The following is a 25740-nucleotide window of genomic DNA, read 5'->3' as shown; positions in this document are numbered from 1 at the left end:
TGTGTCGGCGCTTATGCGTGTCAGTTGACCCAGCCGCCGTCGATCACATTGACCGTGCCGGTGGTGAAGGCAGACTCGTCCGAGGCCAGATACACGGCCAGCGCCGCCAGTTCCTCGACCCGGCCGAAACGGCCCATCGCCTGCCGCGCGGTGAATTCGGCATAGGCCTTCTCGAAATCGCCAGTGTCGTGGAGCCGCTGGATCAGCGAAGGCGTCTCGACCGTGCCGGGGCAGATGGCGTTGCAGCGTATCCCCTTCGTCACGAAATCGACCGCGACCGATTTGGTGAGGCCGATCACCGCCGCCTTGGTCGCGCCATAGGCGAAGCGGTTGGGCACCGCCTTTATGCTGGAACAGATGGACGACATGTTGATGATCGATCCGCCGCCGCGCGCGATCATGTTCGGCAGTACGGCCCGGATCATGCGATATTGGGCGGTGACGTTCAGGCTGTTGGAGAAACTCCACTCATCCTCGTCACAGTTAAGGATGGTGCCCGCATGCACCCGGCCGGCGCAATTATAGAGAATGTCGAGATCGGGATGATCCGCCGCAATGGCCTGCACCGCGGCGGGATCGGTGACGTCCAGCGCCTTGGCTTCTGCTCCGTCCAGTCCGGTCAGGGCATCGGCGCGCACGTCGGTTGCGATGACGCGCGCCCCTTCACGGATGAAAGCCTCGACGGTGGCGCGGCCTATTCCCTGCCCCGCCGCCGTCACCAATGCTGTCTTGCCTGAGAGGCGCCCCATGTTCCTGCTCCATATTTGATAATATGTATGATGTTTAAGCGGGATGATGGGAGGCTGTCAATTGGCGGCGATGAAGCTCTGCTGCTGTTCGCCCAGCTTCTCGATACCCAGCGCGACGACGTCGCCGGCCTTGAGATACCAAGGCTCGGGCTTCTGCCCCAGACCGACGCCGGGCGGTGTGCCGGTGGTGATGATGTCGCCGGGCAGCAGCGTCATGAACTGGCTGACATAGGCGACGATCTGTTCGACGGTGAAGATCATCGTCTTCGTGCTGCCGTCCTGCTTGCGCTCGCCATTGACGTCCAGCCACATGGACAGGGCCTGCGGATCGCCCACTTCGTCGCTCGTCACCAGCCAGGGACCGACCGGGCCGAAGGTCGGGAAGCCCTTGCCCTTGTCCCAGGTCGCGCCGCGTTCGGTTTGCCATGCGCGTTCCGACACGTCGTTGATCACGCAATAGCCCGCGACATGGGACAGGGCGTCGGCTTCGCTGACATTATGCGCGGCGCTGCCGATGATGACGCCCAGTTCGACTTCCCAATCTGTCTTGAGCGAGTCCCTGGGCACGATCACCGGGTCGTTCGGCCCCTGAATGCAGCTGACCCATTTGTTGAAGACGACGGGTTCCGCCGGGATCGGCAGGTTGGATTCGGCGGCATGATCGGCATAGTTGAGGCCGATCGCGACGAACTGGCGCGTGCCGGTGACGGGCGGGCCATAGCGGACCGGGCCTTCGACCACGGGCAGGCTATCGACGTCGATCGCGGCGAGGCGGGCCAGTTCTTCCGGTCCGATCGCCGCGCCATCCAGATCGGTAATATGGGCGGACAGGTCACGCAGGCGACCGTCGGCATCGACCAGGGCCGGGCGTTCCTGACCGGCTTCCCCGATGCGGCACAATTTCATTATAGACGTCCTTTCTTATGGCATGTGACGGAGCGGCATGGACAGCCGTCAATCATGTTGTATGATGTCGTATGTTTGTTGGAATGACAAGGTAAGAGGATGATGCGACAGGCAAGGGCGAACATGCACGAGGACGGCGCATGACGCGACCCCCGATTTTGGCCCCGATTTCGACCCGCATTCTGGATTCGCACCAGCACTTCTGGCGGATCGGCGGTCCGGGGCAGGCCTGGCCCGATGCGGACTGGCCGTTGCTGTATCGCGACTTCCTGCCCGACGATCTGCGCGCGTCGACGCAGGGGCTGGATATGGCGGGGACGATATTGGTCCAGTCGCAGCCTGACGATCGCGATACCGACTGGATGCTCGATCTGGTGGCGGACGATCCGCTGGTGCTGGGCGTGGTCGGTTGGGTCGCGCTGGAGGCAGGGAATGCTCCGGCGCGGATTGCCCGGCTGGCGACCCAGCCCAAATTTGTCGGGCTGCGGCCGATGCTTCAGAGCATAGAGGAGAGTGATTGGATATTGGACGATGCCCTCTCCCCGGCGATCGGGGCGATGATCGACCATGGCCTGCGGTTCGACGCGCTGATCCAGCCGCGCCATCTGCCGGTCATTGCGCGCCTTGCCGAACGCTGGCCGGACCTGCCGATCGTGATCGACCATGGGGCAAAGCCCTTGGCCGCCGACCTGATCCTAGACCCTTGGCGCGCAGAGATGGCGGCGCTCGCCCGTTATGCCAATATCTGGTGCAAGTTGTCGGGCCTGCGCACCGAACAGGCGCAGGGGCAGGCGGCGGATGCTCTCGCGCCCTATGTCGCGCATATCCTGTCCTGCTTTGGCGACCGGGTGATGTGGGGCAGCGACTGGCCGGTGCTGCTGCATATGGGCGACAGCTATGGCGACTGGATCGACGATGCGTTGCGTCTGGCGGGCGATCTGGATGCGGATGGACGCGCACGCCTGTTCGAGGGGGCGGCGCGCGCCTTTTATGGGCTGGAGGGAGCGGCATGACGCTGGATTTCGGCAGGCTGGGCTTTGGCGCGGCGGCGATCGGCAATCTGCATCGCGCCATTTCGGAGGCGGAGGCGCGGGCGGTTGTCGAGGCGGCCTGGGATGCCGGGCTACGCTATTTCGACACGGCGCCCCATTATGGTTTCGGCCTCAGCGAAAAGCGGTTGGGCGCGGTGCTGGCCGATCTCGATCCGCAGGGCGAGGCGATCCTGTCCACCAAGGTCGGCCGACGGCTAGATCCCGTGCCGGACGCCGACCTGTCGCAACAGCGACAGGGGTTCGTGTCGCCGGAGCCCTATCAGAGCGCCTTCGACTATAGCTATGATGCGGTGATGCGCTCCTATGAAGCGAGCCGACAGCGCTTGCGACGGGATCGGATCGATATTCTTTACGTCCACGACATCGGCCGCTTCGCCCATGGCGACGCTCATGATGCGCGGATGCGCGAATTGATGGACGGCGGTTTTCGGGCGCTTACCGAATTGCGCGCGGCGGGTGTGGTCGGCGCGATCGGGCTGGGCGTCAATGAGATCGCGGTGTGCGAGGAGGTGATGGCCCGTGCCGACATCGACCTGATCTTGCTAGCGGGACGCTATACCTTGCTGGAACAGGCGCCGCTCGACAGACTGCTGCCGCTATGCATGCAGAAAGGCGTTCGCATCATATTGGGTGGACCGTTCAACTCGGGCATATTGGCACAGGGCGTCCGCCATGGCGGTGCGGTTCACTATGATTATGGGCCAGCGCCGGCCGATATCGTCGCGCGGGTCGGGCGGATGGAGGATATTTGCGCCGATTTCGGCATCGCGCTCGGCGCGGCGGCGCTGCAATTTCCGCTCGCTCATCTGGCGGTCGCGACGGTGATACCGGGCATCGGATCGGTCCGGCATCTGCAATCCGCGCTGGACTTGATGGGGCAGGCGATTCCGGCGGCTTTCTGGCAGACGCTAAAGGATGAAGCATTGATCGATCCGCGTTCGCCGGTGCCTTCAGCCTAGCAGGGCGTTGCTGAGAAGTACGCGGCGCACCAGTTCGGCCTGTCCGCGCACGCCCATTCTGGCATAGATGCGCTTCGAATAGTTGCGCGCGGTTTCCTGGGTCAGGCCCAGCAGGGTCGCGGCTTCGGCGATCGAAAGGCCGTCGCTGATCGCCAGCGCCAGTTCCGCCTCTCGTCTTGGGAGGTCGAACAACTCGGCCAGCAGCGCGGCGCGGCCTTCGCCCGGCTGCGGGGACAGGCGGCAAAGTGCCAGCAACACCGGCGTCGCCAGTGCGATGGCGGGACTGTCTGGCAAGGGAACCAGCACCGCGTCGAGGTGCGGCGTGTCGAGCAGCGTCACGACGCGGGGCGCAACATAGGCGTTATTCGCTGCATTCGCTGCCTCTGCCGCCATGTGCAACAGCATCTGCCGCGTTTCCATTCTGTCTGTGCGCAATCGCTCGTCGGTGGTGATCGGCAGCAGGGCGGCCATCGCCTCGTCGCGCGCAACAATGCGGGCGTCTTGATCAAAGGCGATCCAACCGATCCTGCCCCGCGCCAGCGCATGCTGGGCCATGGTCGCCTGAATGCGCAGACCTTCCGTCTGGACGAAATTGCGCAGCGCGACCGCGACATGCGGCGCGACCGCGATCAGCAGGGCGCCATCGCTGGCGGAGAAGCTCTGGTCATTGCGTGCCAGGCTCAGCCAGGCGCTGGCGCCTTCCTGATCCCTGATGCGAATGACCCGGCGGTCGCTGACCCCCAATTGCTCGTTGAAATGCTGATGGGCGGATCGCATCGCCGCATCATGCAGCACAAGTTCGGCCGCCCCGTAGACGCGGCCGGGTCGCAAGGTTCGGTAAGGCAGGCGCTCCGCTGCATAATGTCGAGCGAGTCCGATTTTATCGGCCTCTTCCCGCAGATTGCGGCCGGACGATATTTCGGTTGCCTGATCCATGGGGGCATCATTCCGGCCCAGAATCAGGGCTGCATGGTCCGCGCCGGTACGACGTTGCAGGCGTGCCAGAAAGGATTGCCACCGGCTTTGATCATGCACACCGGCATAAAGCGGCATGAGCAGGTCTGTTTCATCGGCGCTGGTGAGTTGCATGCCCCTCCCATATGGGAGGTTCGTGGAAATGTCATGCCTGTATCAATGTCCATACCGGACGACCGAGAGAAAGGGATTCGTTGATGGCGACCGCCGCAAATAGTCTGACGCATCTGGAACGGCTGGAAGCAGAAGCCATCCACATCATGCGTGAAGTTGTGGCGGAAGCGGAAAAGCCGGTGATGCTCTATTCCGTGGGCAAGGACAGCGCGGTGATGCTGCATCTTGCGCGCAAGGCCTTTTATCCTTCGCCGCCGCCCTTTCCTCTGCTGCATGTCGATACGACATGGAAGTTCCAGGCCATGTACGAATTGCGCGACAAGATGGCGCGCGATAGCGGCATGGAATTGCTGGTCTATCAGAATCCGGAAGCCAAGGAGCGGGGGATCAACCCGTTCGACCATGGCGCGCTGCATACCGACATGTGGAAGACCGAGGGGCTGAAGCAGGCGCTCAACCTGTACGGCTTCGACGCGGCGTTCGGCGGCGCACGGCGGGACGAGGAAAAGAGCCGCGCAAAGGAGCGCATCTTCTCTTTCCGGACAGCCTCGCATGGCTGGGACCCGAAGAACCAGCGCCCGGAATTGTGGAACCTCTATAATGCCCGCAAGAACAAGGGTGAGAGCATCCGCGTCTTCCCGATCAGCAACTGGACCGAGTTGGATATCTGGCAATATATCCATCTGAACGATGTGCCGATCGTGCCGCTCTATTTTGCGGACCAGCGCCCGACCGTGGAGCGCGATGGCATGTTGCTGATGGTCGATGACGATCGCTTCCCGCTGCAACCGGGCGAAGAGCCGGTGATGCGTTCGATCCGTTTCCGCACGCTGGGCTGTTATCCGCTGACCGGCGCTGTCGAGAGCGAGGCGAAGACGCTGCCTGAAGTGATTCAGGAAACGCTGCTGACCACCACCAGCGAGCGGCAGGGGCGCGCGATCGACAAGGATGCGGGCGGCGCCGGCATGGAGAAGAAGAAGCAGGAAGGCTATTTCTGACGCGCCACGTCATCCGCGTAACGGGTGACGAAGCGTCAACCCCGGCGAAAGCCGGGGCCTTGGGCCACCAGGCCGAACCTCTCCCAAAGACATTTATTCCCGCCTTAGCCGGGATGACGAGGTAGCGACATGACCGACACACTCGCAGACCCCATCTACAAAACCGACGCCCTGATTGCGGAAGATATCGATCAGTATCTGAAGGTGCATGAGCATAAGACGATGCTGCGCTTCATCACCTGCGGGTCGGTGGATGACGGCAAGTCGACGCTGATCGGCCGCCTTCTCTATGACAGCAAGATGATCTTCGAGGATCAGCTTGCCGCGCTGGAGGCCGACAGCAAGCGCGTCGGCACGCAGGGGCAGGAAATCGACTTCGCCCTGTTGGTCGACGGGCTGGCCGCCGAGCGTGAGCAGGGCATCACCATCGACGTCGCCTATCGCTTCTTCGCGACTGAAAAGCGCAAGTTCATCGTCGCTGATACGCCGGGCCACGAACAATATACCCGCAACATGGTGACGGGTGCTTCGACCGCCGATCTGGCGGTCATCCTGATCGACGCGCGCAAGGGTGTGCTGACCCAGACCCGCCGCCACAGCTATCTGGCGCATCTGATCGGCATCAAGAATATCGTGCTGGCGATCAACAAGATGGATCTGGTTGGCTATGATCAGGCCGTCTACGATGAAATCCTGAAGGATTACAGCGCCTTCGCCCAGTCGATTGGTATTCAGGCCTTCACCCCGATCCCGATTTCCGGCTTCAAGGGCGACAATATCACCGGCCCGTCGGACAATACCCCCTGGTATCAGGGGCCGGCGCTGATCGAACATCTGGAAACGGTCGAGGTTAACAGCGCGACCGACGCGGAAAAGCCCTTCCGCATGGCGGTGCAGTGGGTCAATCGCCCCAATCTCGACTTCCGGGGCTTTTCCGGCCAGATCGCGACCGGTACGGTAAAGCCCGGCGACGCCGTACGTGTCCTGCCGTCGGGCAAGACCAGCGTGGTGACGCGCGTCGTGACGCTTGATGGCGATCTGGATCAGGCGGTTGCCGGCCAGTCGGTGACGATCTGCTTCGCCGACGAAGTAGACTGTTCGCGCGGCGATGTGATCGCGGCTGCGGACAATCCGCCGCAGGTTGCTGACCAGTTCGAGGCGACGATCGTCTGGATGGCGGATGAGGAAATGCTGCCCGGCCGTGCCTATTGGCTCAAGGTCGGTACGCAGACCGTTTCCGCGACGGTGCAGCAGCCCAAATATCAGGTCAACGTCAACACGATGGAGCATCTGGCGGCCAAGACGCTGGACCTCAACGCCATTGGTGTCGCCAACTTGTCGACCGACAAGCCGATCGTGTTCGAACCCTATGCGCAGAACCGGACGCTGGGCGGCTTCATCCTGATCGACAAGATCACCAATGCCACCGTGGCGGCGGGGATGCTGCACTTCAGCCTGCGCCGGGCGCAGAATGTTCACTGGCAGCCGACCGATGTCAGCCGCGAGAGCCATGCGGGGATGAAGAACCAGAAGCCGGCCGTGCTGTGGTTCACCGGCCTGTCGGGGGCGGGCAAGTCGACCATCGCCAATCTGGTCGAGAAGAAGCTGGCGCGGATGAACCGGCACACCTTCCTGCTGGATGGGGACAATGTGCGCCACGGCCTGAACAAGGATCTGGGCTTTACCGATGCCGACCGGGTGGAAAATATCCGCCGCGTGGGCGAAGTCGCCAAGCTGATGACCGATGCGGGCCTGATCGTGATCACGGCCTTTATCTCGCCCTTCCGGTCGGAACGCGACATGGTGCGGCAGATGATGCAGCCGGGCGAGTTTATCGAGGTGCATATCGACACCCCGCTGGCGGAGGCGGAGGCGCGCGACGTCAAGGGCCTGTACAAGAAGGCGCGGTCGGGTGAGCTCAAGAACTTCACCGGCATCGACAGCCCCTATGAGCCGCCGCACGATCCGGAAATTCGCGTCGACACCACCGCGATGACCGCCGAGGAAGCGGCTGACGCCATTGTCGCCCGGTTGATCCCATGAGCGCGCCCGTTGACGTCAAGGCGATGAGCGACGCCGACCTCGCCGCGCATCTGGCCGAAGTTGCGGGGCGCATCCTGGTGGATGTGCGCGACAGCGGTATCTTCAGCCCCAAGGCATTGGGCAAGGCGGGGGACCAGACCGCCAACCAGTTTCTTTGCCATGCCCTGCGCGAAGTGCGGGGCGAGGATGGGCTGCTGTCCGAGGAAGAGAAGGACAATGCTGACCGACTGGCCAAAAGCCGGGTGTGGATAGTCGATCCGGTCGATGGCACGCGCGAATATGGCGAAGCGCGAGCTGACTGGGCGGTGCATGTTGGCATGGCGATCGATGGCGAAGCCGTGGTCGGTGCGGTGGCGTTGCCCGGTTTGGACGGCGGCACGGTGCTGCGATCCGATCAGCCGCGCGAAGTGCCGCCTGCGCCCGAAAAGCTGCGCATGGTGGTCAGTCGCACGCGCCCGGCGGCCGAAGCTGTCGCGGTGGCACAGGCGCTGGACGCCGAACTGGTCCCCATGGGAAGCGCCGGGGCGAAGGCGATGGCCGTGATATTGGGGCAGGCCGATATCTACCTGCATAGCGGCGGCCAATATGAATGGGACAGCATGGCGCCTGCTGCTGTGGCGCTGGCCCACGGCCTGCATTGCTCGCGGATCGACGGGTCGCCGCTCGTCTATAATCAGAGCGACGTCTATCTGCCCGACCTGCTAATCTGTCGGAAGGAGCATGCCGCCTCTATCCTGTCGCTGATTGCGGAGCAGGCGGCGGCCTGATAAAGCCGCCTTCTGTTCACGCGACGATCAGGAGGGGGCGTCGCTGCCCGTCAGAATGATGTCCCTGAATGCTTGTGATGTCGGGGACAGGCCGTCGCGGTGGATGAGCCAGAGGCGGCTCGTCACTGGTGCAGCAAGCGGGCGATAGACCAGATTGTCGACATGCAGGCGGGTCAGCGAATGGGCCAAGATGGTCGCGCCGAAACCGGCGGCGACCAGACCCAGCAGCGTAGCCAGACTGCCGGCTTCCTGAACGACATTGGGCTCAAAGCCGGCTTCGCGGCACAGAGCGAAGAAATGTTCGTTGAAGCCGGCACCGTTGGTTGCGCTGTAGAAGACCATCGGTTCGCCTTCAAGATCGATAATGGCCGGATCATTGCCCTCCGTCGCGAAACGGTGATCTTGGCGGACTGCCAGCAGCATGTCCTCTTCCGTCAGTTTCATCGCGGTCAGCCCTTCAGGCAGGGCTGGTAGATCGAAGCACCGGATGATGCCGATGTCGAGCCGTCGACGCTCCACTTCTTCAATCTGCTCGTCCCGGCTGAGTTCGCGCAACGTGAGTTCGACTTCGGGATGGCCCTGGCGAAAATCATAGAGCGCCCGCGCGACGCGCGGCACGAAAGGGCCCGATGCAGTAAAGCCGATAGCCAGTCGCCCGATAGCGCCCTGTTGGGCCAGTCGTGCCGTCCGTATAGCCTGTTCGGCACAGTCAAGCGTGGCCCGCGCTTCCGGGGCGAACATCCGCCCTACCTCGGTCAGGGTCACGCGGCGGCTGGTGCGTTCGAACAGGCGCACGCCCAATTCCTCCTCCAATGCGCGAATCTGCTGACTAAGCGGGGGCTGGGAAATGCCCAGCCTTTGTGCGGCGCGGCCGAAATGCATCTCTTCGGACACACAGAGGAAATAACGCAGATGACGCAGGTCCATGAATCAATTCGTCCAAGATATCGATGAAGCCATATTATATATTAGACGCGGAAGATTCTAGGTTGCATGGCGAAACCAGATGTGGCGGCGACCCGTCGCTGTGCCGAAGGCCCCGCGCGATCTGCCCCCGAACGCCGCGGCCTGCCGGACCCGGGTCGTCGTCACATTCAATTCTCGTAAAGTCGTAATAAGCGGCTTTATCCGCCGGGGTGGTTGCGATACCGTGGCGCATCCCTTCTGGAGAGGCGTCAGTTCTTACAGCATCGGTATTCAGGCCGTTGCGACCCGGAGTCGTGGATGATCGGTATTGTCAAAGTTGCCCTGAATCGTCCTTTGACGTTCATCGTGATGGCGATTCTGATCGCTATTGTGGGCATACTTGCGGCGGTTCGCACGCCGGTCGACATGTTCCCCAACATTCGCATCCCGGTGATCGCGGTGTCGTTCCAATATGCGGGCCTGTCGCCGGAGGATATGTCCGGCCGTATCGTCAGCCCCTATGAGCGCGTGCTGACGACGACGGTCAACGATATCGAGCATATCGAAAGCCAGTCGATCCAGGGCTTTGGCATCATCAAAATCTATTTCCAGCCCGGCGCCGATATCCGTACGGCCACCGCGCAGGTGACATCGATCTCGCAGACGGTGCTGCGCCAGATGCCGCCGGGCATCACGCCGCCGCTGATCCTGAACTATAGCGCGTCGACCGTGCCGATCCTGCAACTTGCCCTTTCCGGCAAGGGGTTGTCGGAACAGCAATTGTTCGATCTGGGCCAAAATCAGGTACGTCCGCCGCTGATCACCATTCCGGGTCTGGCCATGCCGTTCCCGTCGGGCGGCAAGCAGCGGCAGGTGCAGATCGATCTCAATCCTATGGCGCTCCAGTCCAAGGGGCTGTCAGCGCAGGATGTCGGCAATGCCATCGCCGCGCAGAACCAGATCAATCCCGCCGGTTTCGTGAAGGTCGGCGCGACCCAATATAGCGTCCGCCTGAACAATGCGCCGACTTCGATCGAAGCGCTGAACGATTTGCCGGTGAAGGTGGTGAACGGCGCGACCATCTATATGCGCGACGTGGCCTATGTCCGTGACGGCAGCGGGCCTCAGACCAATATCGTCCATGTGGAAGGCAGTCGCTCGGCGCTGCTGACCGTGCTCAAAAACGGTTCGACCTCCACCCTGTCGATCGTGGACGGCGTGAAGGCGGCGTTGCCCAAGATCAGCGCGACGCTGCCAGACAGCCTGAAAATCCTGCCGATCGGCGACCAGTCGATCTTCGTGAAGGGCGCGGTCGAAGGCGTGATCCATGAGGGCGCAATTGCTGCTGCACTCACCTCGCTGATGATCCTGCTGTTCCTGGGTAGCTGGCGCTCCACGGTCATCATCGCCCTGTCGATCCCGCTGGCAATTCTGGCGGCGATCGCCGCGCTGGCGCTGTTCGGTCAGACGCTGAACGTGATGACGCTGGGCGGTCTGGCGCTGGCGGTCGGCATCCTTGTCGATGACGCCACGGTGACGATCGAGAATATCAACTGGCATCTGGAACAGGGCAAGGGCGTGGTCGAATCGATCCTCGACGGCGCGGCCCAGATCGTGACGCCGGCCTTCGTTTCGCTGCTCTGCATTTGTATCGTCTTCGTCCCGATGTTCTTCCTGCCGGGCGTTGCGGGCTACCTGTTCGTGCCGATGGCGCTGTCGGTCGTGTTCGCCATGATCGCCTCCTTCATCCTGTCGCGGACATTGGTGCCGACGATGGCGATGTATCTGCTCAAGCCCCATGTCGAACATGGCGACGCGCATATGGCTGGCACGGCGGACTCGCATAATGTCTTCGTCCGTTTCCAGCGCGGGTTCGAGCATCATTTCGAAAAGATCCGCACGGGCTATGTCGGGCTGCTCCATCGGGCGCTGGGCGCGCGCAAGCCGTTCCTGATCGGTTTCATGGCGGTTGTCCTGCTGTCCTTCGGCCTGTTGCCGTTGCTGGGCAGCAATTTCTTCCCCTCGGTCGATTCCGGCCAGATCGCGATGCATATCCGCGTTCCCGCCGGTTCGCGGATCGAGGATACTGCTGCACGCTTCGACCGGATAGGTCGCGAGGTTCGGACCCTGATCCCGGCGGCCGAACTGGGTTCGATCACCGATAATATCGGTCTGCCAGTCAGCGCCATCAATACCATCTATAATAATAGCGGCACCGTCGGTCCGCAGGATGGTGACATGCTGATCTCGCTCAACAAGGGCCATCGTCCGACCGACGAACTGGTGAACCTGTTGCGGCGGGAACTGCCGCGCCGCTTCACCGGTACGACATTTTCCTTCCTGCCGGCGGATATCACCAGCCAGATCCTGAATTTCGGTGCCCCCGCGCCGATCGACGTCCAGATCGCAGGAAAAAATGCCGAGGCCAACCGGGTCTATGCACAAAAGCTGCTGGCCAAGATGGCGACCATTCCCGGTCTGGCTGACGCCCGCATCCAGCAGCCCGGTCGGTCGCCGCAGCTGGACGTCGATGTCGACCGGTCGCGTGTCGGCCAATATGGCCTGACCGAACGGGATGTGACCACCAGCCTTGCCAGCCAGTTGGCCGGTACATCGCAGACAGCGCCCGTCTTCTTCGTCAATCCGGAAAATGGCATCCAATATCCGGTGGTTGCGCAGGCGCCCGAATATCTGGTCGGGTCGATCAGCGACCTGTCCAACGTGCCCGTGTCCGGGGCGAATGCAACCTCGGTCCAGCCGCTGGGTGGTCTGGCATCGATCGTGCGTTCCAACACTTTCCCGGTGGTATCGCATTATAATCTGGCACCGGTGCTGGATATCTTCGCCACCACCAGCGGTCGTGATCTGGGCGCGGTCGCCGGCGATGTCGACGCGGCCATCCAGTCGCTGTCGAAGGAACTGCCCAAAGGCACGATTGTCACCATCCGCGGCCAATATGCGACGATGAATACCGCCTTTTCCGGTCTGGGCTTTGGCCTGATCGGCGCGGTGGTGCTGATCTACCTGCTGATCGTGGTCAACTTCCAGAGCTGGGTTGATCCCTTCGTCATCATCACCGCGCTGCCTGCGGCGCTCGCCGGCATCATCTGGATGCTGTTCGTCACGGGCACGACGCTGTCGGTGCCAGCGCTGACCGGGGCGATCATGTGCATGGGCGTGGCGACCGCCAACTCGATCCTTGTCGTCAGCTTCGCGCGTGAACGGCTCGCCGAACTGGGCGACGGGACCAAGGCGGCGCTGGAGGCCGGGATGGTCCGCTTCCGCCCCGTTCTGATGACGGCGCTGGCCATGATCATCGGCATGGGGCCGATGGCGCTGGGGCTGGGCGAGGGCGGCGAACAGAACGCCCCGCTGGGCCGCGCGGTCATCGGCGGCCTGATCTGTGCGACCATTGCGACCCTCTTCTTCGTTCCCACCGTCTTCGCCCTCGCCCACCGGAAACATGGCCAGAAGGCCCCCAAAACGGAAATGCAGCCAAGCCATGTCTGAGCATGAAGCCACCATCGAGAATCCGGCCGCCGCAGGACCGGACAGCCGTACCCTCAAGCGCGTCGGCATCGGTGCCGCCATTCTGGCCGTGGCGGTCGTGGGCGTCGGTGTCGCCTCCCGCATCAGCGCAACCGAGGAGTTGCGCCAGACCGCGACGGATGCGGCCCTGCCCAATGTGACGATCGTGTCGGCCAAGGCGGATGCGGAGGGCAATGCGCTGGTGCTGCCGGGCAATGTGCAGGCGTTCAACAGCGCTGCCATCAATGCGCGGACCAATGGCTATGTTCGTCGCTGGCTGGCCGATATCGGCGACCGGGTGAGCGCCGGGCAGCCGCTCGCCATTCTCGATGCGCCGGATGTCGATCAGCAACTGGCGGCGGCACAGGCTGATTACCAGACTGCCCTCGCCAATCAGCGGCTGGCGGCGACTACGTCGAAGCGTTGGTCGGCGATGCTGAAGGAAGATGCGGTTTCGCAGCAGGAAGTGGACGAGAAGGCCGGCGATCTGGCGGCGCGGGTGGCCGTGTCGAACGCGGCGCTTGCCAATGTGAAACGGCTGAAGGCGTTGCAGGGCTTCACCCGCCTGTCCGCGCCGTTCGATGGCGTCGTGACCAGCCGGTCGGCCCAGATCGGTGCGCTGGTCGTTGCCGGCAATGCCAGCGCCCAGCCGCTCTTCACTGTGTCCGATATCCATCGCGTGCGCATCTATGTGCGCGTGCCGCAGGGCTATTCGGCTGCCGTGAAGCCGGGCAACAGCGCCACGCTGACGCTGCCCGAATATCCGGGGCGGAATTTCACCGCGACCATGACCAGCAGCGCCAATGCCGTCGATCCGCAATCGGGCGCGGTTCTGGTGCAGTTGCAGGCGCCCAATCCCGACGGCGCATTGAAGCCGGGCGCTTTCGCCCAGGTCAAGTTCCAGGTCGGCGCAGGCCAGGGCAATGCGCTGACCCTGCCGGGCAGCGCCATCCTCTATGGCAATGACGGGCCGACCGTTGCCGTCGTCGGCAATGATGGCCGGGTCACCGTGAAGCCTGTCACGATCGCACGGGATGAAGGGTCTACCGTCCAGATTTCGACCGGCATCACGGCGCAGGACCGGATCGTCGACACGCCGCCCGACGCGATCCGCACCGGTGACAAGGTGCAGGTCCAGACCGCCGCCGCCGGGAAGGGCGCTGCGCATGGGCGTTGATCGCCGCTTTATTGCTCTGTTGCCGATGCTGTTGGCCGCCTGTTCGATGGCGCCCGATTATCATCCGCCTGAAGCCGCCGCGCCCGCTACGTTCAAGGAAGTCGCCGGCTGGATCGCCGCCCAGCCGATGGACGCCGCCCCGCGTGGCGCCTGGTGGGAAGCCTTTGGCGATCCCGTGCTCAACGATCTGGAAGCGCGCGCGGAAAAGGCCAGCCCGACGCTGGCCGCAGCACTGGCCCGCTATGATCAGGCCCGCGCGGCCGCCCGGATCGAAGGGGCCGATTTGTTGCCCACGATCAGCGCGGGCGCCGATGGTGCTCGCCGTCGCGTGTCGGGCAACCGGTTCCAGGGCAATGGCAATGCCGTCACCTATAATGACTATGTGGTCGGCGGATCGCTGGACTATGAAATCGATCTGTGGGGGCGCATCCGCAACAGCGTGAAGGCTGCCGGTGCGGAGGCGCAGGCGAGCGAGCAGGATCTGGCTTCTGCCCGCCTCAGCCTTCAGGCAGCGGTGGCTGACGCTTATGCCCGCCTGCGCGGCTTTGATGCGCAGGCTGCCTTGCTGCGGCAGAGCGTCGTGGCGTTCGACCGCGCCTATGGCCTGACCGCGACCCGGCATAAGGGCGGCATCGCATCGGGTATGGACGTCAACCGGTCGAAGACGGCGCTCAGCAATGCGCGGGCGCAAATCTCCGCCGTTGCGAACGAACGGGCTGCGACCGAGCATGAGATTGCCGCGCTGGTCGGCGCCGTTGCATCCGATTTCTCGATCGCACCGCAGGATGATCTTCTTCCCATGCCTGCGGTGCCGACTGGCACGCCGTCCGAACTGTTGCAGCGACGGCCCGATATCGCAGCAGCCGAGCGACGCATCTTTGCTGCCAATGCCCGTATTGGCGTGGCGAAGGCGGCTTATTTCCCTTCGCTGACGCTGGGGCTGACCGGCGGCTGGGAAACGACGCGCGGCGACCTGTTGCGCAGTCCGAACAGTTTCTGGGGCTTGGGGCCGCTTTCGGCCTTGGTGACTTTGTTCGACGGTGGACGGCGTAACGCGCAGGTGAAGATGTCACGGGCAGAGTATGACGAGCTGTCGGCTGACTATCGTGATGCGGTGCTGAGTGCCTTCCGTCAGGCCGAGGATGCGATCGCGGCGGGGCGTCATCTGGCGGCTCAGTCGGTGGATCAGCGCGACGCGGCGCAGGCGGCCGAGCGGACCAGCAAGATCGCCTATAGCCGCTATCGCGACGGTGCATCCGATTATCTGGAGGTCGTAACGGCCCAGACCGACGCGCTGGAGGCGCAGCGTGCGCTGCTGGCCGTGGATACCAACCGGATGCGCGCCAGTATCGCGCTGGTCAAGGCTTTGGGTGGCGCGGCCAGTTAACCGCGTCACGTAGCTACGCATGATCCTTTGCAGGGCGCCGGCCGATGGGTTCGGTGCCCTCCTTGCGTTTGGGCTGTTGCGATCGATGCATGCCCCTGGTCAAAGAATGAAGGCTGAACAGGCTGTCCCCTTGCCAACGGCGCCGTTATCGCTCAGAGTAATGATAACGCTAACAATCAGGGGAGAGAAATGATTCAGCTGTCCAAATCGGTGTCGCGCATGGTGCGCGCGGCTGGATCATTGGGTTCCCTGACCTGCTTGCCCGCACTCGCCTTCATGATCGCGCAGCCCGCACTGGCACGCGAAAGCGTGTCGATCAGCCGGGACTGGCGCTTTACCAGGGGCGATCCGGCGGGGCTGACCACGGACCTGCGCTATGATGTGCGTCCGCCGATCGACGATACCGGCGACGGCAAGATCGCCGATGCCCGCCCGGACGCTGCCGTCCAGGTCGATGACAAGGGCGCGAAGGTGCTGAAGCCATGGATCTTGCCCAGCGCCAATCCCTTTATCAAGGATGCGTCGAAACATCATGTCCGCCCTGCGGGCAATCCCGGTGGCGATATATCCTATGTTCAGGCGGGTTTCAACGATAGCGGCTGGACCCATGTCGACCTGCCGCATGACTGGGCGATCGCCGGGCCGTTCATCAAGGATGGCCCCTATGGCGGCATGGGCCGCCTGCCAAGCTGGGGTATCGGCTGGTATCGCAAGACGCTCGACATTCCCGCGAGCGACAAGGGCAAGTCGATCTTCCTCGATGTGGAAGGGGCCATGTCCTACGCCACCGTCTGGCTCAACGGAAAGCTCGTGGGTGGCTGGCCCTATGGCTATAACAGCTTCCGACTGGACCTGACTCCCTATGTGGTGCCCGGTGGCCGGAACCAGCTGGCCATTCGGCTGGACAATCCGCAGGCATCGGCGCGCTGGTATCCGGGCGGCGGCCTCTATCGCGACATCTACCTGACCAAGACCGACAAGGTCCATGTCGGCCAGTGGGGCAGCATTGTCCGTACGCCCCAGGTCAGCAAGGAACAGGCGACCGTCGACCTCAGCCTGACGCTCGATAATGATGGTGACAGGCCGGTGCAGGTCGAAGTGGCGACGACGCTCTATGCGATCGACAGCGACGGCAAGCGTATCGGCCGACCGGTCGCCAGCATCGCCCGCCAGTCGGCCAGCATCGCGCCGGGTGCCAAGGCGGTGCTCAACGGATCGACCATGTTGCGCAATCCGCGCCTCTGGGGACCGCCGCCCACGCAGCAGCCCAATCGCTATGTCGCCGTCTCCACCGTGACGCAGGGCGGTCGCCAGATCGACAGCTATGAAACCCGCTTCGGCGTGCGCGATATCCGCTTCGATCCGGACAAGGGCGTGATCGTCAATGGCGAACATATCCCGCTGCGCGGCGTCAACAATCATCACGATCTCGGCGCGATCGGTGCCGCCTTCAACGCCCGCGCGGCCCAGCGCCAGCTGGAACTGTTGCGCGACATGGGCACCAATGCGGTGCGCATGAGCCATAATCCGCCCGCGCCCGAACTGCTGGAGCTGACCGACCGGATGGGCTTTCTGGTCATGGACGAAGTGTTCGACAGCTGGGAAAAGAAGAAGACGCCGCATGACTTCCACCTGATCTTCCCCGACTGGCATGAGGCTGACGCACGGGCGATGCTGCGCCGCGACCGCAATCATCCCTCGATCATCATCTGGAGCGTCGGCAACGAGGTCGGCGAACAATATGATGGCGAAGCGGGCGCGAAGATCGGCCGCGAACTGGTCGCCATCGCGCATGAGGAAGATCCGACCCGCCCAGCGACCGGCGCGATGAACTTCGCCAAGGCGGACATGCTGTTGCCGACCACGGTGGACGTCATCAGCCTCAATTATCAGGGTGCGGGCATTCGCGGTATAATTGGCCAATATCCGGCCTTCCACGCGAAATTCCCGGACAAGCTGATCCTGTCGACCGAAAGCGCATCGGCCCTGTCCAGTCGCGGCGAATATATGTTCCCGGTCGCCGGTGCGATCAGCGGTCCCGTGCGGCCTTGGTCGGGCGGCAATCCTGACACGCATCAGGTGAGCGCCTATGAACTGCACGCGGCGGACTTTGGATCGTCGCCTGATCGGGTCTGGGCGGCCGATGACCAGAATCCCTATGTCGCGGGCGAGTTTGTGTGGACCGGCTTCGATTATCTGGGCGAACCCACACCCTATTACACGTCGCGCAGCAGCTATTCCGGTATCCTCGATCTGGCCGGTTTCCCCAAGGATCGTTTCTGGCTCTATCAGTCGCGCTGGCGGCCGGACTTGAAATTCGTGCATATCCTGCCGCACTGGACCTGGCCGGATCGCGTCGGGCAGATCACGCCGGTCCATGTCTTTTCCTCGGCGGATGAGGCGGAGCTGTTCGTCAACGGCAAGTCGCAGGGCAAGGTCAAGAAGCGCGATTATGAATATCGCTTCCGCTGGGACTATGTCGTTTATGAACCGGGCGAGGTGAAGGTCGTCACCTGGAAACAGGGTCAGCCCTGGGCGACAGAAACCATCCACACGGTGGGCGTTGCGGCGAAACTCTCCCTTACCGCCGATCGCAGCGCCATTGCTGCAGACGGCCGCGACCTGAGTTTCGTGACGCTCAAGGTTCTGGACAAGGATGGCAATGTCGTGCCCGCCGCCAAGCAGAAGATCGATTTCTCGATCGAGGGGCCGGGCGAAATCGTCGCCACGGATAATGGCGATCCGACCGACCTGACGGCTTTCCCGTCGAAGAGCCGGGATGCCTTCAACGGTCTGGCACTGGCGATCGTGAAGGGCGATCTCAAGCGGACGGGCCGGATCGTCCTGCGCGCGCGCGCGCAAGGGCTGGGCGAGACGCAGGTGGAGATCACAAGCAGTCGCAAGCCCTGATGAACGGGTATCTGGCGGGGCCTAGCGTCTCGCCAGATGCCGTTCGGCCAGCGCGACGTGCAGCTTCACGCCCAGTTCCAGCACGTCGTCGTTGAAGTCATAATGCGGATTGTGCAGGGGCTCCGACCCTTCCGGCTTGGCCTGGCCCAGCCAGATATAAGCGCCCTTGCACGCCTGAAGCATGAAGGCGAAATCCTCAGAGGTGAAGGCGGGATCGGGCGCCAGCCTTGCTTCCCCGACGGTCGCGGCAGCATCCAGCGCTTCCTGTGTGGCGTCCGCATCGTTGATGGTCGCGGGATAGAGGCGCTGATAATCGACCGTGGCAGCCAGTTCGCCCGCCATCGCCACGCCGGCCGCGACTTGGCGGATCGCCTGTTCGATCCGGTCCTGAACCGCCGGATCGAAAGTCCTGACGGTGCCCGTGATCGTCACGACATCGGGAAGGACATTATGGGCATGTCCCCCATGGATCTGGGTGACGGACAGCACGGCCGAAGAGGTCGGCGCGATCCGGCGGGAAACGATCATGTTCAGTTGCTGGACCAGCGATGCCGCCGCCACGATGGCGTCGGGCGTGTCCTGCGGTATGGCGGCATGGCCTCCGCGCCCCTCCAGCCGGATATCGAAACGGTCGGCCGCGCCCATGATCGGTCCGACCCGCGTGGCGATCGTGCCGGCGGGCAGATCGGGCCAATTGTGCAGGCCAAATACCCGGTCGCAGGGGAAACGGTCGAACAGGCCTTCATTGACCATTTCGCGCGCACCGCCCTGTCCTTCCTCGGCGGGCTGGAAGAAGAAGTGCACGGTGCCGTCGAAATTGCGGCTTCGGCTCAAATGCTGCGCCGCGCCCAGCAGCATCGCGACATGGCCATCATGGCCGCAGCCGTGGAAACTGCCCGGCGTCGTACTGGCATAAGGCAGATTGGTCTGTTCGTGGATCGGCAGTGCGTCCATGTCCGCGCGCAGGCCGATCGCCCGGTTCGACGTCCCGTTGCGCAGCACGCCGACCACGCCGGTCTTGCCGATGCCCTCATGCACATCCATCCCCAGCGCGCGCAATTGTTCGGCTATCCGCCCGGCGGTGCGATGTTCGCAAAAGCCAAGTTCGGGATGCGCATGGATATCGCGGCGAAAGGCGATGAGCGGTTCGATCAGGTCTGCAATGTCGGTCATGACCAGAGCCTAACGCCATCGCCGCCATGCGAACAGGGGCTATCAGCCCGGTTCGATCGCGCTTTCCTGTCGCGCGACCACGGCGGTGACGGTCAGGTTGGCGCTGGCACTGGCGATGGTGCGGGTCATGTCGAGCAACCGGTCGAAGGGCAGGACGAAGCCGACCACCAGCGCCGTCTGTTCGGGCGAAATGCCCACCGCTGACAATACGGCCGCCAGCATGAAGAGCGAAGCGGACGGGATCGGCGCGGTGCCGAAAGCGGCAAGCGATCCGGTCAGCAGCATGATCGCCAGCATCGTCGGATCAGGATGAACGCCCAGCGCCTGAAGGCTGAAGACGGCCAGCAGGCCGACATACATGGCGGTGCCATCCTTGCCGATGCTGGCGCCGATCGGCAGCACGGTGGAGGCGATGGCGGGTTCGATGCGCAAATCTTCCTGCGCGACACGCAGGGCTACCGGCAGGGTCGCGGCCGAAGAGGCGGTGGAGAAGGCGACCAGCAGCGGATCGACCGCTGCCCGGAAGAAGCGGCGGATCGACAGGCGCGCCATCAGCCGGATGAGCGGCAGATGGACGAGCAATATCTGCGCGATCACGCCCAGCAGCACGCACAGTGCCAGCCAACCGATATTGGTGAAGACCGCCACGCCATTGTCGGCCACGGCCTTGGCGATCAAAGCAAGGACACCGAAGGGCGTGATTTCCATGACAAGGCGGACGAGGTGGAACAGCACGCGGCTGGCCGATTGCAGCATATTGGCCATGGGGCGCCCTTCGTCCCCGGCCAGGATGACGCCGAAGCCGAAGAGCATGGCAAAGAAGATGATGGCCAGCATGTCCCCTTCGGCCAGCGACTGGACGATGTTGACGGGCACGATGCCGATCAACTGGTCATGCAGGGACTTGGCCTCCCCCAGCGCGTGGGGAATGGCGCTGCCCAGCGCCGCGCCCGCGCCGGGGGTGATCAGCAGGCCCAGCGCCATGCCAACCGAAACGGCGCAGGCGGTGGTGAAGGCGAAGAGGAGGATGGTGCGTCCACCGACTGAACCCATACGGCGGGGATCGGCCAGCGCGGTCACGCCCGACGCGATCGAGATGAAGACGATCGGGACGACCAGCATGCGGATGAGGCGGACAAAGAGTTCACCGATGAAGGCGATCCAGGGTGCGGCGGCCGGCCAGAAGAGGCCGAGCGCCACGCCCGCGACCAGCCCGGCAAGGACGCGCTGCCAGAGCGGGATGGCGAACCAGCGGCGGGCTAATGCGGCCATCGGAGGGTTACAGTCCGCCCCAGAAGCCTGGCTGCGCGGGCAGCAGATGACCGCGATCTCCGGTTACGCCACCCGCCCGGTCGGCCGACAGCCAGAGTGGTCCGTCCAGATCGACAAAGGCGCTGTCTGCCGCGATAGCCCAGGCGGGCGCGATGGAAAGGGACGAGCAGATCATGCAGCCGGTCATGACGCCAAGGCCGCGGGCGCGCGCGGCCTGCGCCAGATCGAGCGCGGCGGTCAGGCCGCCAGCCTTGTCCAGCTTGATATTCACCACGCCATAGCCGTCGGGCAGGCTGTCAAGATCGGCGGCGACATGAATGGATTCGTCGGCGGCGATCAGGATCGCTGAGGCAAAGCCGTTGAGATCGCCATCCTCATGCGCGGGCAGCGGCTGTTCCAGCAGGTCGATGCGCAGGTCGATCATCAACGCCTGAAGATTGCTGACCTCCGCCATCGCCCAGCTTTCATTGGGATCGACAATCATGCGCGGGGTGGGTGCAGCAGCGCGGACGGCGCGGAGTTGTGCGGCGGGATCGGTCTGGTCGACCTTCACCTTGATCAGCGGCACGTCGGCAAGCGCGGCGGCGGCCAGCCCCATGGCGTCTGGCGTGTCGAGGCCCACGGTCATCGCCGTGGCGATGGGCTGGAGCGGCCGGGCAAGGCCCATGGCCGTGGCGATATCGCTGCCCGCAAGGCGCAATTCCAGATCCCAAAGGGCGCAATCGACCGCATTGCGCGCCGCGCCTGCGGGCAGCAGGTCGATCAGGGCGCGGCGATCAATGCCGCTTTCCAGCGCTTCCCGGATTGCCTCAATCTCGACGATGCTGCTCTCGACGCTTTCGCCATAGCGGGGATAGGGGACGCATTCGCCCCGGCCGATGATGCCGCCTTCCGACAGGGTGACGGTGACGACATCAGCGGCGGTCTTGACCCCGCGTGAGATGCGGAAGGGGGTGGCGAGAGGGAAGCGTTCCCCCAGAGCGGTCAGCGTGCGAGCCATGGGGATCAGGCAGTCTCCGTTGCGGGGGCGGTCGTCGCGGCGTCCGTTTCCAGCAGCCGGTCGAGGATCGCCTCCACACCCATGCGATAGGGATCGGAACAGGGCAAGCCGAACTCGTCGCCGATACGGGTGCAGAGCGCCAGCGCGTCAGTTTCCTCCATGGTGGAGGTGTTGAGCGCGATGCCGACGACGCGGACATCGGGGTTGGTGAGGCGGGCGGTGCGCAGATTGGCTTCCAGACAGTCGGACAGGCCCGGCGGGGTATAATGGGGCAGGCCGCGCATGCTCTGGCGCATCGGATCATGGCACAGCACCAGCGCATCGGGCTGGGCGCCGTGCAGCAGGCCAGTCGACACGCCGGCGAAGGAGGGGTGGAACAGCGAACCCTGACCCTCGATCAGATCCCAGCCGCCGTCATGGCGATCGGGCGAAATCTGTTCGATCGCGCCGGAGATGAAGTCGGCCACCACGGCGTCGAGCGGTACGCCGTCGCCTGCGATCAATATGCCGGTCTGGCCGGTGGCGCGGAAATCGGCGGGCACGCCGCGCGCGGACAGGGCGCGGGCGAGGCAAAGCGTCGTGTACATCTTGCCCACCGAACAGTCGGTGCCGACGGTCAGCAGGCGATTGCCGGCGCGCTTCTTGCCATTGCCGACCGGGATGTCGGGCCGGGGATCGCGCACGTCATGCAGGGCGCGGCCAAGGCGTGTGGCGGCTTCGACCAGTTGCGGTTCGTCCTTCAGGCGCTGATGCAGGCCCGATGCGATGTCGAGCCCGGCCTCCATCGCGGCGAGCGCGTCGCGCACCAGATCCTCGCCCAGCTTGCCGCCGGCATTGGCTATGCCCAGCACCAAAGTCCGTGCGCCAGCGGCATAAGCAGCGGCAAAGTCCATGCGGGGCAGGCTCAGCGTTAGGCCGCAATCGTCATGGCGAAATTCGCCGACGCAGATATCCGGCCGGAACACGGCCAGCCCGCGCGAAGTCTTGATGCCGATCTCGTCATTGCTGTGGCCGAGATAGAGGAGATAGGGCGTGGCGATCATGGATGTGTCGAACCTGTGCTGATGGGAGGTCCGTATTATCGCCGGGTTGGCGACAGCCCCAATATCGATGCCCACATAGGCTATAGCCTGACGCTATAGGCTCTCGATCACCTCCGACAGCAAGGTCAGAAATTCCGACGCGGTCTTCGACGGCGGCCGGTTCTGGAGATAGACGGCATTGATGTCGAAGGTGATGGCGGGCTGGAGCGGGCGGCTCGACAGGCCGGGCGCGGTCGAGGCATGGGCGGTGAAATTATCGACGATCGCCATGCCCACCCCGGCGCGAACAAGGGCGGCGGCGATATAATAGGTGCGGGCCGACACCACTTCATCCAGTTCGACGTCGAGACGGGAAAGCTCGCTGGAGAGCACCCGGCCGATCGGGCCGCTCTGCGCCGGGCTGATGAATTTATGGTCGCGCAACTCCTCCAGATGGAGGCGGCCGGGGGCGTCGGGCATATCCTCCTCGCGATAAAGGACGACCAGTTCGCCCTCGCCAATCACTTGATGGGCGACCGGGGCGGACAGGGGTACTTCGAAACTGATCGCGATATCGGTTTCGCGCTCATATAATTTTCGAACCATTTCATCATGATGCAGCGTCTGAAGATCGAACATGATGTCTTCATGGCCGCGCAGGAAGCGGGCCACTGCATCGGGTATGGCGCCCAGGCCCAGCGAGGGCAGGGCGGAAATGCGCAACAGGCTGCCGCGCCCGTGCCGCATATTCTGCGCCGCCTGCCGCAGGGAGCGGACGCGATCCTGAATGTCGGACACTTCGTCGAAAAGGGTGCGGGCATCCTGGGTGGGGATCAGTCGCCCCTTCGATCGTTCGAACAGCGGCAGGCCGATCGATTTTTCGGCATGGCGCAGCACCTTCGTCACCGCGGGTTGCGATACGTTGAGTGCGCGGGCGGCGGCGCTGACGGTGCCGTGCAGATAGACGGCGTGGAAAATCTCGATCTGGCGCAGGTTCATAGGCGTTGACCCCTCTGGCTGCGACCCGTCCTTATGATCAACGACGGGGGGCTCTCAGGGCCACCATGCCATCGGGTTATAGGCCGCGCAACCGGCCGGGTCTGGACGGCGGCCGGTTATCCGGGTCATGTTGCGCAATAGGCTCACTTGCCAGGGATTTCATGATCATGCCTTCTTCTTGCCTCTCCCGTCGCTGCCGTATCGCGTTGCTGACAGGAGGGCTGGTCGCCGCCGCGGCTGTCACCCATGCCGCGCCACAGGAGAAAGCGGATGTGCTGATCCGGGGCGGTACCATCTATGATGGCGGCACGGGCAAGCCCTATGTCGGCGATATCGCGCTGAAGGGCGACCGGATCGTCTATGTCGGCCGGGCCAAGGGATTGATGGCGGCGAAGGTGATCGACGCCAAGGGGATGATCGTCGCCCCCGGCTTTATCGATGCACATACCCATGCCGACAGCTTCATCCGCTCGCCCGACGCCGCGACGCGGGTCAATGCCGCCTGGCTGGATCAGGGGGTGAGCACGGTGATGATCGGGGTCGACGGGTTCGGCACGCCCGATGTGGGCACCGATGCGGCGAAGCTGGAGGCGTCCGGCATCGGGACGAATATCGTGCCTTTCATCGGCTTCGGCCGGGTGCGGCAGCAGGTGCTGGGCGATGACGCGCGGGCGCCCGATGCACAGGAACTGGACCGGATGAAGGCGCTGGTCGCCAAGGGCATGTGCGAAGGGGCAACCGGCTTTTCGGCCGGGCTTTTCTATCCGCCGCAGAGCTTCGCCAAGACCGAAGAGGTGGTCGTGGTGGCGAAGGAAGCGGCGATCCGGGGTGGCCTGTACGACACGCATCAGCGGGACGAATCCAGTTATTCTATCGGCCTGCTGGGATCGGTGAGGGAGGCCATATCGATCGGCAAACAGGCCGGGATGCCGGTACATTTCGCGCATTTGAAGGCGCTGGGCGTCGATGTGCAGGGGCAGGCCCCGGCGGTGATTGCGGAGATCGAGGCGGCGCGCAAGGCGGGGCAGGATGTCACCGCCGACCAATATCCCTGGCTGGCATCGGGATCGAGCCTGGACGCATCGTTGTTGCCCGGATGGGCCGTGGATGGCGGCGGCGAGGCGCTGGTCAAGCGGCTGGACGATCCGGCGACGCTGGCCAAGATCCGCGACGAGATGCAGAATAATATGCGCCGTCGCGGCGGACCGAAGGCGCTGCTGCTGATCGCGCAGGGCTTCCCCTGGACGGGCAAGACGCTGGAGCAGGTGGCGAGCGAATGGCAGGTCGATCCGCGTGACGCGGCGCTGCGCATCATTCGCCAGAGCATCGAGACGACCGAGCCGGGCAAGAAGGGCAAGGGGACGGGGGTCGCTTCGTTCAACATGGCGCAGGGCGATGTCGACCTGATCATGCAGCAGCCCTGGATCGTGACATCGTCGGACGGGTCCGATGGCCATCCGCGCATGTTTGCGACCTTCCCCGAAAAATATGTGAACTATGTCCGCGACCGCAAAGTGATCAGCCTTCAGACCTTCGTGCGGCAATCGACCGGCGCGACGGCGGACATCTACAAGATCGATCATCGCGGCTATCTGAAAGCGGGCTATTATGCCGATGTGGTGGTGATCGACCCCGCCCATTATGCGCCGCGCGCCGACTATGTGCATCCGCGCGAATTGAGCGTCGGGGTGGCCAAGCTGTTCGTCAACGGGACGCTGGCGGTCGATGGCAGCCAGACCACGGGGGCGAAGGCGGGGCGTGCCTTGCTGCGGCCCAAGCCGATAGCGGGATGTTCCTGAATAG

General features: G+C 63.7%; 19 protein-coding genes. 10 read left to right on the top strand and 9 right to left on the bottom strand.

The genetic code is table 11. The annotated features are described in order from the left end of the window. Nucleotides 1-20: 20 nt before the first annotated feature. Nucleotides 21-749, bottom strand: coding sequence for an SDR family oxidoreductase (locus BMY84_RS10635; RefSeq protein WP_093083707.1), 729 nt, complete (start codon nucleotides 747-749; stop codon nucleotides 21-23). Nucleotides 750-806: 57 nt separating this feature from the next. After that, nucleotides 807-1655 carry a fumarylacetoacetate hydrolase family protein gene (locus tag BMY84_RS10630; RefSeq protein WP_093083705.1) on the bottom strand — a complete coding sequence of 283 codons (849 nt, stop codon included), beginning with the start codon at nucleotides 1653-1655 and terminating at the stop codon, nucleotides 807-809. A gap of 140 nt (nucleotides 1656-1795) precedes the next feature. Here BMY84_RS10630 and BMY84_RS10625 point away from each other — a divergent pair, with 140 nt between their 5' ends. Together BMY84_RS10625 and BMY84_RS10620 are read left to right on the top strand one after the other, a co-directional pair. Next, nucleotides 1796-2668, top strand: coding sequence for an amidohydrolase family protein (locus BMY84_RS10625; protein ID WP_093083704.1), 873 nt, complete (start codon nucleotides 1796-1798; stop codon nucleotides 2666-2668). After that, nucleotides 2665-3666 carry an aldo/keto reductase gene (locus BMY84_RS10620; RefSeq protein ID WP_093083702.1) on the top strand — a complete coding sequence of 334 codons (1002 nt, stop codon included), beginning with the start codon at nucleotides 2665-2667 and terminating at the stop codon, nucleotides 3664-3666. The genes BMY84_RS10625 and BMY84_RS10620 overlap by 4 nt, the downstream gene beginning before the upstream one ends. Here BMY84_RS10620 and BMY84_RS10615 read toward each other — a convergent pair. Then, a complete protein-coding gene (locus BMY84_RS10615; protein ID WP_093083701.1) occupies nucleotides 3658-4755 on the bottom strand; it encodes a helix-turn-helix transcriptional regulator in 1098 nt (365 codons plus the stop codon). The genes BMY84_RS10620 and BMY84_RS10615 overlap by 9 nt on opposite strands. Before the next feature lie 83 nt (nucleotides 4756-4838). Here BMY84_RS10615 and cysD point away from each other — a divergent pair, with 83 nt between their 5' ends. The 3 genes from cysD (at nucleotide 4839) to BMY84_RS10600 (ending at nucleotide 8563) form a co-directional block, all read left to right on the top strand. Continuing rightward, nucleotides 4839-5753, top strand: coding sequence for a sulfate adenylyltransferase subunit CysD (cysD, locus tag BMY84_RS10610; RefSeq protein ID WP_093083699.1), 915 nt, complete (start codon nucleotides 4839-4841; stop codon nucleotides 5751-5753). 129 nt (nucleotides 5754-5882) lie between these two features. Further along, nucleotides 5883-7796, top strand: a complete 1914-nt coding sequence (cysN, locus tag BMY84_RS10605) for a sulfate adenylyltransferase subunit CysN (protein ID WP_093083698.1) — start codon at nucleotides 5883-5885, stop codon at nucleotides 7794-7796. Between the two features lie 23 nt (nucleotides 7797-7819). Beyond that, on the top strand, nucleotides 7820-8563 hold the full coding sequence (locus BMY84_RS10600) for a 3'(2'),5'-bisphosphate nucleotidase CysQ (protein WP_093083746.1): 744 nt from the start codon (nucleotides 7820-7822) through the stop codon (nucleotides 8561-8563). Between the two features lie 27 nt (nucleotides 8564-8590). Here the strand turns inward: BMY84_RS10600 and BMY84_RS10595 are convergent, their stop codons facing one another. Further along, nucleotides 8591-9490, bottom strand: a complete 900-nt coding sequence (locus BMY84_RS10595; RefSeq protein WP_093083697.1) for a LysR substrate-binding domain-containing protein — start codon at nucleotides 9488-9490, stop codon at nucleotides 8591-8593. A 297-nt stretch (nucleotides 9491-9787) separates the two neighbouring features. On the opposite strand from BMY84_RS10595, the gene BMY84_RS10590 reads away from it, so the two are divergent. From BMY84_RS10590 to galB, 4 genes are all read left to right on the top strand, one after another. Then, nucleotides 9788-12979 (top strand): efflux RND transporter permease subunit, encoded by a 3192-nt coding sequence (locus BMY84_RS10590; RefSeq protein WP_093083696.1) that lies wholly within the window; start codon nucleotides 9788-9790, stop codon nucleotides 12977-12979. Next, the gene (locus BMY84_RS10585) at nucleotides 12972-14174 is read left to right on the top strand and encodes an efflux RND transporter periplasmic adaptor subunit (RefSeq protein ID WP_093083694.1); all 1203 of its coding nucleotides are present in this window, start codon (nucleotides 12972-12974) and stop codon (nucleotides 14172-14174) included. The genes BMY84_RS10590 and BMY84_RS10585 overlap by 8 nt, the downstream gene beginning before the upstream one ends. Continuing rightward, a complete protein-coding gene (locus BMY84_RS10580) occupies nucleotides 14164-15561 on the top strand; it encodes an efflux transporter outer membrane subunit (protein ID WP_093083693.1) in 1398 nt (465 codons plus the stop codon). The genes BMY84_RS10585 and BMY84_RS10580 overlap by 11 nt, the downstream gene beginning before the upstream one ends. A gap of 189 nt (nucleotides 15562-15750) precedes the next feature. After that, nucleotides 15751-18471, top strand: a complete 2721-nt coding sequence (gene galB / locus BMY84_RS10575) for a beta-galactosidase GalB (protein ID WP_256215203.1) — start codon at nucleotides 15751-15753, stop codon at nucleotides 18469-18471. A 21-nt stretch (nucleotides 18472-18492) separates the two neighbouring features. On the opposite strand, the gene BMY84_RS10570 is transcribed toward galB, so the two are convergent. The 5 genes from BMY84_RS10570 to BMY84_RS10550 all read right to left on the bottom strand — a co-directional run bounded on the left by BMY84_RS10570 (nucleotide 18493) and on the right by BMY84_RS10550 (nucleotide 23937). Further along, nucleotides 18493-19644, bottom strand: coding sequence for a M20 aminoacylase family protein (locus BMY84_RS10570; RefSeq protein WP_093083691.1), 1152 nt, complete (start codon nucleotides 19642-19644; stop codon nucleotides 18493-18495). 42 nt (nucleotides 19645-19686) lie between these two features. Beyond that, entirely contained in the window at nucleotides 19687-20916 is a 1230-nt protein-coding gene (locus BMY84_RS10565; protein WP_093083690.1) for a dicarboxylate/amino acid:cation symporter, read from the bottom strand. Between the two features lie 7 nt (nucleotides 20917-20923). Then, the gene (dgcA, locus tag BMY84_RS10560; RefSeq protein ID WP_093083688.1) at nucleotides 20924-21916 is read right to left on the bottom strand and encodes an N-acetyl-D-Glu racemase DgcA; all 993 of its coding nucleotides are present in this window, start codon (nucleotides 21914-21916) and stop codon (nucleotides 20924-20926) included. A 5-nt stretch (nucleotides 21917-21921) separates the two neighbouring features. Continuing rightward, nucleotides 21922-22959 (bottom strand): N-acetyltransferase DgcN, encoded by a 1038-nt coding sequence (gene dgcN, locus BMY84_RS10555; RefSeq protein WP_093083687.1) that lies wholly within the window; start codon nucleotides 22957-22959, stop codon nucleotides 21922-21924. 93 nt (nucleotides 22960-23052) lie between these two features. Beyond that, nucleotides 23053-23937, bottom strand: coding sequence for a LysR family transcriptional regulator (locus BMY84_RS10550; protein WP_093015670.1), 885 nt, complete (start codon nucleotides 23935-23937; stop codon nucleotides 23053-23055). Between the two features lie 167 nt (nucleotides 23938-24104). Here BMY84_RS10550 and BMY84_RS10545 point away from each other — a divergent pair, with 167 nt between their 5' ends. Beyond that, nucleotides 24105-25736, top strand: a complete 1632-nt coding sequence (locus tag BMY84_RS10545) for an N-acyl-D-amino-acid deacylase family protein (RefSeq protein WP_093083742.1) — start codon at nucleotides 24105-24107, stop codon at nucleotides 25734-25736. Nucleotides 25737-25740: the final 4 nt, after the last annotated feature.

Source organism: Sphingobium sp. AP50, assembly GCF_900109095.1.
Lineage (GTDB): Bacteria > Pseudomonadota > Alphaproteobacteria > Sphingomonadales > Sphingomonadaceae > Sphingobium.
Note: the sequence above shows the minus strand (reverse complement) of the source record. Positions and strands in the feature narration are given on the sequence as shown.